Annotated in this window: 8 protein-coding genes; 3 read left to right on the forward strand and 5 right to left on the reverse strand. The window is 69.9% G+C overall.

Annotation, left to right across the window (positions count from 1 at the left end; translation table 11 throughout):
- Positions 1-122 precede the first annotated feature (122 nt).
- The 4 genes from BW41_RS02320 to BW41_RS02335 are packed head-to-tail and all read right to left on the reverse strand — an operon-like array spanning position 123 to position 6,314.
- The gene (locus BW41_RS02320; RefSeq protein WP_037531032.1) at positions 123-539 is read right to left on the reverse strand and encodes a secondary thiamine-phosphate synthase enzyme YjbQ; all 417 of its coding nucleotides are present in this window, start codon (positions 537-539) and stop codon (positions 123-125) included.
- Between the two features lie 48 nt (positions 540-587).
- Positions 588-3,857 (reverse strand): error-prone DNA polymerase, encoded by a 3,270-nt coding sequence (locus BW41_RS02325; RefSeq protein WP_037531033.1) that lies wholly within the window; start codon positions 3,855-3,857, stop codon positions 588-590.
- Entirely contained in the window at positions 3,857-5,638 is a 1,782-nt protein-coding gene (locus BW41_RS02330; RefSeq protein ID WP_081792848.1) for a Y-family DNA polymerase, read from the reverse strand. Before BW41_RS02330 ends, BW41_RS02325 begins: the two co-directional genes overlap by 1 nt.
- Complete coding sequence (locus BW41_RS02335; RefSeq protein WP_037531034.1) at positions 5,556-6,314, reverse strand: ImuA family protein; 759 nt, start codon at positions 6,312-6,314, stop codon at positions 5,556-5,558. Before BW41_RS02335 ends, BW41_RS02330 begins: the two co-directional genes overlap by 83 nt.
- 448 nt (positions 6,315-6,762) lie before the next feature.
- Between BW41_RS02335 and BW41_RS02340 the strand changes: the two genes are divergently transcribed.
- The 3 genes from BW41_RS02340 (at position 6,763) to BW41_RS02350 (ending at position 12,077) form a co-directional block, all read left to right on the forward strand.
- Complete coding sequence (locus BW41_RS02340) at positions 6,763-7,434, forward strand: DUF6445 family protein (protein ID WP_051583191.1); 672 nt, start codon at positions 6,763-6,765, stop codon at positions 7,432-7,434.
- Between the two features lie 206 nt (positions 7,435-7,640).
- A complete protein-coding gene (locus tag BW41_RS02345; protein WP_152542069.1) occupies positions 7,641-10,508 on the forward strand; it encodes a TonB-dependent receptor in 2,868 nt (955 codons plus the stop codon).
- Between the two features lie 63 nt (positions 10,509-10,571).
- Positions 10,572-12,077: a tryptophan halogenase family protein gene (locus tag BW41_RS02350; RefSeq protein ID WP_037531036.1), complete on the forward strand. Its 1,506-nt coding sequence runs from the start codon at positions 10,572-10,574 to the stop codon at positions 12,075-12,077.
- A gap of 10 nt (positions 12,078-12,087) precedes the next feature.
- On the opposite strand, the gene BW41_RS02355 is transcribed toward BW41_RS02350, so the two are convergent.
- The gene (locus BW41_RS02355; RefSeq protein WP_037531038.1) at positions 12,088-13,137 is read right to left on the reverse strand and encodes a LacI family DNA-binding transcriptional regulator; all 1,050 of its coding nucleotides are present in this window, start codon (positions 13,135-13,137) and stop codon (positions 12,088-12,090) included.
- Positions 13,138-13,144 lie beyond the last annotated feature (7 nt).

Raw genomic sequence — 13,144 nt, forward strand, 5'->3', positions numbered from 1 at the left:
ACTCCAATACTCCATTCGCTCGCGGATGCGGCGAACCCGTCGCCTATACATCGTCCCAGTGGAACGAGCGATGAACGACTTGGCTCCAAACGGCAACGTTTCACCGCGAAGCCCGGGCCGCGTCATTCGCCGCTCAGGTGCAGCGCGAGGCTGCGCCGGTGCGGGCTGGTGCGATGCTCGAACAGGTAGATGCCCTGCCAGGTCCCGAGCGCCGGCGCGCCGTCGATCACCGGGATCGACAGCTGGACGCCGGTCAGCGCGGTGCGCAGGTGCGCGGGCATGTCGTCGGGGCCTTCGTCGTCATGTTCGTACGTCCCGCTTTCGGGCGCGAGCCGGTCGAAATAGGCCTCCATGTCGCGCCGTACCGCGGGGGCGGCATTCTCCTGGATGACCAGCGAGGCGGAGGTATGGCGGCAGAAGACGGTGAGCAGCCCGGTCGTCATCCCCTGCGCCGCGACCCAGCGCAGCACGTCGGGCGTGACGTCGAGCAGGCCGCGGCGGCGGGTGTCGATGCGGAGGAGGGTGGTCGCCTGGCGCATAGGTGTTCCTCGAAAGTGGCTGGTCGCGGCTGTGGCCTGCAACGGCGGTCAGTGGAAGTCCCGCGACTTGACGCGCACCACCGCTTCCGGATCCATGCCGTCGGCATGCGGCGGCCAATAGCTGTCGCGCGAACCCGGGCGCCAGCCGGCATCGCCCCGATCGGGGGCACCGGAATGGCGCGCACCGTCGCCGCGGCCGGTGGCGTGCGGAAAGTCCATCTGGCCGACCTGCGCGAGCAGGCCGCCATGGTCGACGATCCGGTCGCATATGACGTGGATCACCTGCCCCTCCTTCTGCACCCGGCCCTTCATGCCGATCATCGCCGCCGACATGACGGTGCGGCGCTGCGCCTCGAACCGGTCAGGCCAGAGGATGCCGTTGGCGATGCCCGTCTCGTCCTCGATGGTGATGAACAGCACGCCCTTGGCGCTACCCGGCTTCTGGCGGACGAGGATGATCCCGGCGACCTCGACGAAGCGGCCGTCCTTGATGGTGGCGAGATCGGCGCAGCGGGTGATGCCGCGGCGGGTCAGCTCGTCGCGCAGGAAGGCGAGCGGATGCGCGCGGAGCGAGAGTTGCAGCGCGCGATAATCCTCCACCACCTCGCGCCCGTCCGACAGCGGGCGCAGCGACACGTCGGGTTCGAGTCCCTCCGGGCTGAACGCGGCGTCGCGCGCATCGGCGGCGGCGAACAGCGGCAGCGGCGCGTCGCCCAGGCCCTTCACCTTCCACAATCCCTGGCGACGGTCCGCGCCGAAGCCGTGGAAGGCATCCGCCTCCGCCAGCCGCTCGATCGCCGCGCGCGGCACTCCGGCGCGGCGCCACACCTCCTCGACCGAGCCGAAGGACGTGTCGCCGCGCGCCGCGACGATCGCGGCGCCATGCGCATTGGCGAGCCCGCGCACCTGGCGCAGGCCGAGCCGCACCGCCAGATACCGGCCGCGCGTCGGCTCGAGCGTACAGTCCCAGCGGCTGGCGTTGATGCAGGCGGGACGGACCTCGACGCCATGGTCGCGCGCATCGCGGACCACCTGCGCCGGCGCGTAGAAGCCCATCGGCTGCGCGTTGAGGAGGGCGGCGCAGAACACGTCCGGGTGGTGATGCTTCATCCAGCAGGAGGCATAGGCGATCTTGGCGAAGGAGGCGGCGTGGCTTTCCGGGAAGCCGTAGGAGCCGAAGCCCTCGATCTGCTTGAACGTCCGTTCGGCGAAGTCGCGGGGATAGCCGCGCGACACCATCCCTTCGACGAGCTTGTCGTAGAAGTGGCTGACCCCGCCGGTGAATTTGAACGTCGCCATGGCGCGGCGCAGCTGGTCCGCCTCGGCGGCGGTAAAGCCCGCGCCGACGATCGCGACCTTCATCGCCTGTTCCTGGAACAGCGGCACGCCGAGCGTCTTCTCCAGCACCGCGCGCAGCTCCGGGCGGGGATAGTCGGGCGTCTCGCGCCCTTCGCGGCGGCGCAGATAGGGGTGGACCATGTCGCCCTGGATCGGGCCCGGGCGGACGATCGCCACTTCGATGACGAGGTCGTAGAAGCGCGTCGGCTTCATCCGCGGCAGCATGCTCATCTGCGCTCTGGACTCGATCTGGAAGGTGCCGAGCGTGTCGGCCTTCTGGATCATCGCATAGACGTCGGGATCGTCGTCCTGCAGGTCGGCCATGCCGATCGCCACGCCCTTCGTCTCGGCGAGCAAGTGGAAGGCGCGGTTCATGCAGCCGAGCATGCCGAGGCCGAGCACGTCGACCTTCATGAACTTGAGCGCGTCGATATCGTCCTTGTCCCATTCGATCACCTGCCGGTCGACCATCGCGGCGGGCTCGATCGGCACGAGATCGTCGAGCCGGTCATGGGTCAGCACGAAGCCGCCGGGATGCTGCGACAGATGGCGCGGCACGCCGATCAGCTGGCGCGCGAGGTCGAGCGCGAGGCGCAGCCGCCGGTCGTTCATGTTGAGGTTGAGCTGCGCGACCTGCTTCTCGCCGACGCCTTCCTGGCTCCAGCCCCAGATCAGCCCGGCGAGCGCCTTGGTCAGGTCCTCCGGCAGGCCGAGCGCCTTGCCGACCTCGCGCATCGCGCCGCGCGCGCGATAGCGGGTGACCACCGCGGTCAGTGCCGCATGGTTGCGGCCATAGGTCTCATAGATCCACTGGATGATCTCCTCGCGCCGCTCATGCTCGAAATCGACGTCGATATCGGGCGGTTCGCGCCGCTCGCCGGAGATGAAACGTTCGAACAGCAGCTCGTGGCGGATCGGGTCGATGCTGGTGATGCCGAGCACGAAGCAGACGCAGCTGTTCGCCGCCGATCCGCGCCCCTGGCACAGGATGCCGCGCCGCCGGCTCTCGGCGACGATGCTGTTGACGGTGAGGAAATAGGGCGCGTAGCCGAGCTCGGCGATCAGTCGCAGCTCATGGTCGATCTGCGCGCGATAGGCCTGCGGCAGGCCGTCGGGGAACATCCGCGCCGCGGCCGCCTCGGTCAGCTGTTCGAGTGCGCCCTGCGCGGTCAGCCCGGCGACGACGCGTTCGTGCGGATATTGGTAGCTGAGCTCGCCGAGATCGAAGGTGCAGCGGCGGGCGATGTCGGCGGTGGCGGCGATCGCTTGCGGGAAGGCGGCGAAGCGGCGTTCCATCTCCGCCGGCGACTTGAGGTGCCGGTCGGCGTGGCGCTCGCGCCGGTAGCCCAATGTATCGACGGTGCATTTCTCGCGGATCGCGGTGACCACGTCCTGCAGCAGCCGCGCCTCGGGCGCATGATAGAGGATGTCGCCGAGCGCGACGGGGGCGACGCGCGCGGCGGCGGCGAGCGCGGCGAGATCGTGCAGCCGCAGCGCATCGTCGGGGCGGCGGCGGAAGGCGAGGCCGCAATAGCCGCGGTCGGCGAAGACCGCGCCGAGGTCGGCGAGATGCGCGGCGGCGATGGCATCGGCCCCATCGGGCAGCAGGATCGCGACCAGCCCCTCGCTCCACGCGACGACATCCGCCCAGCCGAGCGTGCAGCCGCCCTTGCCGGCGCGCGCCTTGCCGATCGTCAGCAGCCGGGTCAGCCGCGACCAGGCGGGCTTGTCGATCGGGTAGAGCAAGAGCGCACGACCGTCGTCGAGGTCGACGCGGGCGCCGGCGATCATCCGCACGGCGGTCGCCTTCTGCGCCTCCCAGCCGCGGACCAGCCCGGCGACGCTGCCGCGATCGACGATGCCGAGCGCGGTGTGGCCTTGCAGCGCGGCGGCGGCGAACAGCTCGTCGGGGGAAGAGGCGCCACGCAGGAACGAGAAATGGCTCGTCACCTGAAGCTCGACATAGGTGGTGGCGGCCATCAGCCGAACAGCCCGTGCAGATACCAGCTGAGATCGCCGGTCGCCGCATCGACGCCGTCGCCGCGGCGGAACAGCCAGAAGCGCGCGCCCTGCTCGTCCTCGACGCGGAAATAGTCGCGCACCGCCCAGATCTCGCCGTCGCGCCGCCACCATTCGCCGTGGATCCGTTCGGGGCCGTCGCCGGCGACCACCGCATGGACCTTGCCGCGCCAGGTGAAGCGGCGCGGCGGCGCATCGGGCAGCAAGGCGAGCACCGCGTGAAGCGGCTCGGGCCGGCTGAGCAGCCGCACCGGCCGCCGCCACGCCGGCCAGCCGGTCGGCGCGGCGAGCGCGTCGGTGCGGCGGACGGCGCGTTCGGGCACGTCGCTCTCGACCGGCGCAGCGGTGAACAGCGCCGCCTCGCCGACCCGCCCGGCGATCTGGTCGACCAGGGTCGCGACATCGGCGACCGGTTCGTCGCCGGCGAGCCGCGCGGCGAGCGCGGTCGCGCCCAGCGGATCGCTATGCGGCGCGGCGAGGCGCATCGTCTCGATCCCGTCGCCCGGCTCGATCCGCTCGATGCGGAGGTGGAACAGGCGGGCGAGATGCGCGGCGTCGCGTGTCGCGCGGGCGGTGCCGATCGCGATCCGCTGCGCGCTGCCGTCGATCCGCTCGAGCGTCAGCACCAGCGTCCGCGCGCCGCGGCCGCGTTGGCGCAGCAGCGGGATCATGTCGGCGAGCAGGTCGCCGATCACCTGTTCGATCGCCTCGGCGGTGGCGATCGGTTCGAGCAGGCGGCGCACCGTCTCCGGGGTCTCTTGCGGCACCACCGCGACGATCGGTTCGGCGACGCGGCCCAGCGCCTCGTCGAGCCGCCGGACGCTGGCGAGACCGAGCCGGCGCGCGAGCGGCCCGCGCGGCAGCGGCAGCAGATCGGCGATGCGATCGAGCCCGAAGCGCTGTGCGGCGGCGAGCGCGGATGGCGCCAGGCGCAGCGCGGCGGGGGACAAAGCGGCCAGCGCCTGCGCCTCGCCGCCGCTGGCGATCCGCATCAGCGGCTCATGGCCATAGCGGGCGAGCGCATGCGCCGCGCCCGGCGTCCCGGCGATGCCGACGCGCGCGCTATAGCCGAAGCGGCGGCAGAAGCGGATCAGCCGCGCGCCGAACCGCGCCTCGCCGCCGTGGAGGTGCGCGACGCCGGTGAGATCGAGCCAGATCCCGTCGGCCTCGCCCGCGGCGGTCGGCGTCCAGTGACGGATCGCGTGGAGGACGAGGCCGTCGATCACCGCCCGGTCGGCGGCGGGATCGGCGGCGCGGACGTCGAGCGTCGCGACCAGGGCGCGCGCCTGCGTCACCGCCATGCCCGGCGTCAGCCCGAGCGCCTGCGCGGCGGGGCAGGCGGCGGCGATCAGCTGGCGCTGCCCGATCGTCTCGGCGAGGATCAGCGGGACGGCATGCGCCGCCGCGGCGACGGGGCGCGCCTGACCCGGCGGGGCGGGGAGGGGGCGTTTGAACGGATGGTCCGCCGCCTCCGACCGGCGGCCGAGTTCGCGCATCGTCGGCTGCTGGTGGAGCGGCAGCGTCGCCGTCTCCTCGACGATCGCGGCACGTGCGTCCGCGTCGCGCGCCCAGCGTGCGCCGGGACGCCAGCCGCCGCCCCGCGGCACCGAACAGGCGCCGGGGTCGTCGTCGACCGGAAGCTGCGGCGTGCGTTGCGGTTCAGGCAGCGCGCGCGGCCGCTCGATCCGCCGCAACCGCTCGATCGCGAGGTGCGGCAGGTAGAGCGAGGCGACCCGTGGCATCGCATGCCTCCAGTTCGAGGGTGAAGCCGGGCCCGCCACGCTGGCGGGCGAGTTCGACGGTCCAGCGCGGCCGGCCGACGCCCGGCGCGGGCAGCCGCGCCGAGGGCGCGCAGGCGATCCGCCAGCGCGTCATCGCCGCGGACAGGTCGCTGAGCGGATCGACGCCCTGCCGCCGCCAGCGCCGCGACAGCAGCGCCGGCGCGCCGCCGCTCATCGCCGCGAGCTGGAGCCGGCGGGTGGCGACCATGTCGGCGCGCTTGACCTCGCCGACCACCGCGGCGAGACCGCCGTGGCGCAAGCCGTCCTCCATCACCGCGAGCACGTCCTTGTCGTCGCGCGCCTCGACGAACAACAGGGTCGCCGGGTCGAGCCCCGCCTGTTCGAGCCCCGGCGCGTAGAGATCGAAGCGGGTCAGCGCCCACAAGACCCGCCGACCGTTCGCCGCCGCGGCGCGCGCGGCGACGCCGACGGCGAACAAGGTCGCGGCGGCATCGTCGCTCAGCGTCGGCGTCGCCGGCGACACCTCGTGCAGCCCGCCGAGCGCCAGCCCATGGTCGGCGATGCGCGCATCGAGCGCGTCGACCCCGAACGGCAGCACCCCGCTCACCACCGGACGAACCGCTGCCAAGGCACGCAGATGGCTGAGGGAGGCGGGCGAGGGAGCGGGAGCGGACATGCGGATTCGACTCATTTGTTCGCCTTATGTTCCAGTACTATGAACAAAGGGTCAAGGCTTGGAATCGAACCGATGCACCGGGTTGGGACGGCCACGGGCGAGTCGCGCCGCGGTCTTAGGCGAGTCGCCGGAGGCTGATTTTTTATCGTAGCCGGTGCGATTGGATCGCTTCACGAGCCGACCGCGGCAGCCGCTGTGGAAGCACTCAGCTCGCCGCCATGACCATATTGCCGCGCAGGCGGGAAGCCGGTGGCCAGGCAGAACAACCGCCCGCGGCAAAGGGAGACCTCGGCTCCCGATTGCGCGGGAGCATTGGTAGGGCGTGCCCCAGGGGCGGCCGCACAGGCGCAGCCATCGTACCGTGCGGTTCTCCGATTCCCCATCTCCCCAACGGCTTGGCGCGGCCGTCCCCATTGTCTTTGCCTGCGCCATCATCGAAGAGGCGCGCATGGCGTGGACAGTATCGATCGAACATCATGGCGCCGAGGCGCAGCCGGTGGTGGTGATCGACGGGTTCGCCGATGCCGAGCGGTTCCGTGACGATGCCGCCTTCCTGTCGTTCGCGCCGATCGGGCCGCATTATCCCGGCATCCGTGCACCCGTCGCGCCGCGGCTGTTGCGCGATCTGCTGGCGCGGCTTGAGCCGGTCGCGCGCGCGGCGTTCGGGGTCGGCGGGCTGACGATCGCCGATGCCTTCTATTCGATCGTGACGACGCCGCCCGCCGCGCTCACCCCGATCCAGCGGCTGCCGCATTTCGACGAACTGTCGCCGCGCCGCCTCGCGCTGCTCCATTATCTGTCCCCGGACGAGCGCAGCGGCACCGCTTTCTACCGGCATCGCACCACCGGCTTCGAGTCGATCGATGCGGCGCGGATCGGCGCCTATCGCACCGCGCTCGATGCCGATCTCGCCCGCCACGGCCTGCCGGAGGCGGGCTATATCGCCAGCGACACGCCGGTGTTCGAGCGGCTCGCGGTGCATCTGGGACGGTTCAACCGCGCCATCCTCTATCGTTCGAACACGCTGCACTGCGCGGATCTGCCCGCCGATCTGGCGCTGCACGCCGATCCGGCCCGCGGGCGGCTGACCGTCAACACCTTCCTCGACGCGACCGGATGACACATTGCGTGGCAGGAAAACCACGCCGCTAACCCTCTGCCGTGAATACGTATGTGGCCAACTTGGCTGTTTCTCCCCCCGCGTTCACAAGCCGGACACACAGTCAGCTGATCATCCGCGATGGAGCGGGTGGGGGCATGACGCCATCAGGGGGAGGATTCTTCGTGTCCCAGACCGACATCAATTCCGCACGTCGCACCCGCGCGATGCTGCGTTCGACCACCGTCACCATCGCCAGCGTGCTGCTGGTCACCGGCGGGGCCGCCTTCGCGCAGGAAGCGCCCAACCCGCAGTCGCCGACCGCCAATCCGCCCGCCGCCGCGACCGCGCAATCGCCCGCGCCCGCCGCCGAGCCGACCCCCAATCAGGACGCCGCGCAGACGCAGACCGCCGAGAACGCCACCGCCGACAACGACATCGTCGTCACCGGCATCCGCGCCAGCCTGGCCAATTCCGCCAAGATCAAGCGCGATTCGACGCTGATCGTCGACAGCGTCTCGGCCGAGGACGTCGGCAAGCTGCCCGACGTGTCGATCGCCGACAGCCTTGCGCGCCTGCCCGGCGTCACCGCGCAGCGGCTCGAAGGCCGCGACCAGCGCCTGTCGATCCGTGGCCTCGGCCCCGATTTCTCCACCACCCTGCTCAACGGCCGCGAACAGGTGACGGTCGGCGACAACCGCGGCGTCGAATATGACCAATATCCGTCGGAGTTCTTCCGCAACGTCAATGTCTACAAATCGGCCGACGCATCGCTGATCGCCGCCGGCATCTCGGGCACGGTCGACCTGCGCATGCTGCGCCCGCTCGAACAGCGCGGCCGCGTCTTCGCGATCAACGCGCGCGGGCAGATGAACGGCATCGACAACCTCAACCCCGATTCGTCGCGCTACGGCTATCGCGCGTCGGCGACCTATATCGACAAATTCGCCAACGATACGCTCGGCATCGCGATCGGCGTGTCGGGGACGCAGACGCCGTCGCAGGACGAGCGCTACAATGCCTGGGGCTATTCGGGCAGCGGCACCGCCGCCGATCCCTATGTGCTGGGCGGCGCCAAGCCCTATGTCCAGTCGAACGAGCTCAAGCGCTATGGCGCGGTCGGCACGATCGAATGGCAGCCGTCGGACACGTTCCATTCGACGTTCGACGCGCTCTATTCCGACTTCCAGGAAACGCAGCATCTGCGCGGCATCGAATTCCCGCTCGGCTTCTCCGATCCGACCAAGAGCGGCATCACCGTCGACAACGGCTTCGCCACGACGACGACCTTCACCAACGTCTATGCGGTGCAGCGCAACGACTATAACCAGCGCAAGGCGAAGAACCTGTCGCTCGGCTGGAACAACGATTTCAAGATCGCCGACCGGCTGCACTTCAACGTCGATGCGAGCTGGAGCCGCGCGACGCGCACCGACTTCCTGCTCGAAACCAACACCGGCACCGGCTTCGCCAAGAGCGGCGTCGCCGATACCGTCACCGTGACGCAGAACAGCAACGGCACCTACCGGATCGTGCCGACGCTCGACTATACCAACACCAACGTGCTCAAGCTGACCGACCCGCAGGGCTGGGGCAACAACGGCACGCAGCAGGTCGTCCAGTCGGGCTTCCTCAACCGGCCGAGCTTCAAGGACGATCTCAAGTCGCTGCGCGCCAGCCTCAACGGCGAGTTCGACGGCAGCCTGGTGCGCGGCTGGGAAGTCGGCGGCAATTACAGCCGCCGCGAGAAGACCAGCGCCTATACCTCCTACTTCCTCTGCCCGAAGGGGACGGGGACGGGCTGCACGCTCGCCAGCGGCACGCCGACCAGCGCGACGGTGCCCAGCGAGGCGCTGCTCGGCACCAATATCCCGCTGACCTATCTCGGCATCCCGGCGATGCTGACCTACGATCCGCTCTACGTCTACAACAACAGCTTCGCCTCGGCCTATGACAACCGCCCGTCGGCGTTGGTCCGCGACAATCGCGTCATCGAGAACGTCTACACCGGCTATGCCAAGCTGACGCTCGACGGCGACCTCGGCGGCAAGGCGGTCAAGGGCGCGCTCGGCGTGCAGGTGGTCCATTCGCAGCAGCGTTCGGTCGGCCAAATCGCCAGTGTCGTCACCGGCAACGTCACCATCGCTCCGGCGGACGAGCGCGTCACCTATACCAATGTGCTGCCCTCGGCGACCTTCTCGGTCGAGCTGATCGACAACGGTTACGTCAAGCTCGGTGCGTCGCAGACGATGGTGCGTCCGCGCCTCGACCAGGAGCGCGTCACGCAGGACGTCGCGATCAACCTCACGAATATCGGTCGTACGCCGGCCGGCCTCTATCCGGTCTTCTCCTCGACCGGCGGCAACGTCGCGCTGCGCCCCTATCAGTCGACGAACATCGACATGTCGTTCGAGAAATATTTCGACGCCGGCGGCTATGTCGCGCTGTCGGGCTATTTCAAGCACCTCACCGATTTCGTCGATCCGAACAACAGCTATGCCTATGACTTCACCGCGTTGCTGCCGGCGCTGACTGCGGCGCAGCAGGCGCAGGTGATCGCCGCGGGCCAGACGACCGGCGTGGTGTCGGCGCCGGCCAATACCGGTCGCGGCGAAGTGCTCGGCGTCGAGGCGACGGTGTCGCTGCCGTTCAAGGCGCTGACCAGCGCGCTCGACGGCTTCGGCATCTTCGCGAGCGGCAACTACACCCAGTCGACGATCAAGTTCGCGAGCAACCCGACGCAGGCGATCACGCTGCCCGGCCTGTCGAAATGGACCGGCAGCGGCACGATCTACTTCGAGAAATGGGGCTTCCAGGCGCGCGCCAACTATCGCTACCGGTCGGACTTCCTCGCCGAGGTGGCGGGTCTGTCGGCGACGCCGACCTATCGCACCGCTAAGTCGGAAGGCATCCTCGACGCGCAGATCGGCTATGAATTCCAGGAGGGCTTCCTCAAGGGCTTCTCGATCCTCGCGCAGGCGAAGAACCTGACCGACCGGCCGTTCATCACCTATCAGAACGACGATCCGCGGCAGGTGATCGACTATCAGCGCTATGGCCGCGATTATTATATCGGCGTCACCTACAAGTTCTGATCCCCAGGGGCGGCGGCGTGCGATCCCCTTCGCACGCCGCCGTTTGATCGCGGAGCGCACCCGATGACCGAGCCACCCGTCACCACCATCGTCATCGCCGGCGGCGGCACGGCGGGCTGGATGGCCGCGGCGGCGCTCGGCCATCTGCTCGAGGACGGTTATCGCATCCATCTGGTCGAGTCGGAGGCGATCGGCACCGTCGGCGTCGGCGAGGCGACCATCCCGCAGATCCGGCTGTTCAACCAGGCGCTCGGGCTCGACGAGGATGCGTTCCTGCGTGCGACCGGCGGCACCTTCAAGCTCGGCATCGCCTTCGACGGCTGGGGCGCGCCGGACGAGAGCTATATGCACGGCTTCGGCGATGTCGGCCGCGACGTCGGGCTGATCGCCTTCCAGCATTATTGGCTGCGCGCGCGCCGGCTCGGGCTGGCCGGGCCGCTCGACGGATACAATCTCAACACGATCGCGGCGCGGGCCGGGCGGATGCATCGCGGCGATCCGCTGACCGCGGCGACGATACCCGCGATGCCCTATGCCTTCCACTTCGATGCAGGCCTCTACGCCGCCTATCTGCGCCGCTTCGCCACCAACCGCGACGTCGAACGCAGCGAGGGGCGGATCGTCCGCGTCGAGCGGGACGGCGAGGGCGGCGATGTCACCGCCTTGCTGCTCGACAGCGGCGCGCGGATCGCCGGGGACCTGTTCATCGACTGCACCGGCTTTCGCGGGCTGTTGATCGAGGAAACGCTCGGCGCGGGCTATGAGGACTGGCGGCAGTGGCTGCCTTGCGACCGCGCGCTCGCGCTGCCGACCGAGGCGGCGGCGGCGCCCTTGCCCTATACGCGCGCGATCGCGAGCGCGGCGGGCTGGCAGTGGCGTATCCCGCTGCAGCATCGCACCGGCAACGGCTATGTCTATTGCAGCGATTTCACCAGCGACGCGGCGGCGGCGGCGACGCTGACCGCCACGGTCGAGGGCGCGCCGCTCGGCGATCCGCGGCCGCTGCGCTTCGTCACCGGACGGCGCAAGCAGGCGTGGCAGCGCAACGTCGTCGCGATCGGGCTGGCGAGCGGTTTCCTCGAGCCGCTCGAATCGACCAGCATCCACCTCATCCAGTCGGCGATCGCGCGGCTGGTCAAGCTGCTGCCGGCACTGCCCGTCGCCGCGGCGCTGCGCGACGAATACAATCGCCAGACCGCGTTCGAGATCGAGCGGATCCGCGACTTCCTCATCCTCCATTATTGGGCGAACGGGCGGAGCGAGCCCTTCTGGCAGGCGTGCCGCGCGATGGCGCTCCCCGACAGCCTGCGCGCGCGGATCGCCTTGTGGCAGGAGGCGGGGGTGATCGTGCGCGAGGCGGACGAACTGTTCACCGAGGACGGCTGGCTCCAGGTGCTCGCCGGGCAGGGGGTGGCGGCCGGGGCGCATCATCCGCTCGCCGACCGGATCGCGCCGCAGGACCTGGGCGATTATATGAAGACGCTCGACCTGCTCTACCGCCGCGAGGCGGGGGTGATGCCGCGCCACGCCGATTATGTCGCCCGCCATTGCGCGATGCCGGCGCGATGAGCGCGTCGGCTCAGGTCGAGCCGCGCACGATCAGCCGCGGTTGCAGCAAGGCGGTGTCGGTCGGCTCTTCGGCGATGCGGCGCAGCAACGTGTCGACCAGCACCTCACCGGCCTTGCGGTAATCCTGCGCGATCGTGGTGAGCGGCGGCTGCGTCGTCGCCGCGGCGGGAATGTCGTCGAAGCCGATGATCGCGACATCCTCCGGCACGCGCCGCCCCGCCTCGGCGAGCGCGCGCACCGCGCCGAGCGCGATGATGTCGGAGGCGGCGAACAGCGCATCGAACGGGATGTCGCGGGCGAGCAGCCGGCGCGTCGCATCATAGCCCGATTGCTCGACCGACAGCGCATCGACGTGCAGGCCGGGATCGACCGGCTGCCCCGCCTCGCGCAGCGCCGCGCACAGGCCGCGATAGCGGTCGCGGAATTCGGGATAGTGATCGTCGGCGTCGCCGATGAAGCCGATCCGCCGTCGGCCGCGGCCGAGCAGGTGCGTTCCCGCCATCCGCCCGCCGGCGATATTGTCGCAGCCGATCGTCGCGCCGCCGGCATCGGTGTCGACCGAGCCCCAGCGGACGAAATGCGTGCCCTGCGCGACCAGTGCCGCAAGCCGCGCCTTGTAGAGCTCATAGTCGCCATAGCCGAGCAGGATGATCCCGTCCGCCTTGCGGCTGTCCTCATAATCGGTGTGCCAGTCGGCGGAGAGCTGCTGGAACGAGCTGAGCAGGTCATAGCCGCGCGCCGCGCAGGTGCGCAGGATCGATCCCAGCATCGACAGGAAGAAGGGGTTGATGAAGCTGCCGTCGTCGAGCGGGTCCTCGAAGAACAGCAGCGCCAGCGTCATGCTCTGGCCGCGGCGCAGCGACGAGGCGTTCTTGTCGACCTTGTAATTGAGCTGGCGCGCGATCGCCTCGATCCGCATCCGGGTGGCGGCGCTGACGGTACGGTCGCCGCGCAGCGCCCGGCTGACCGTCGGCTGCGAGACGCCGGCGCGCGCGGCGATGTCGAACGAGGTCGGCTTGTCGTTCGCGCCCGCGCCCCGTCCTCTGCCTTTCACCGTCATCGTCCGG

This window comes from Sphingomonas sp. RIT328, assembly GCF_000632225.1.
Lineage (GTDB): Bacteria > Pseudomonadota > Alphaproteobacteria > Sphingomonadales > Sphingomonadaceae > Sphingomonas > Sphingomonas kyungheensis.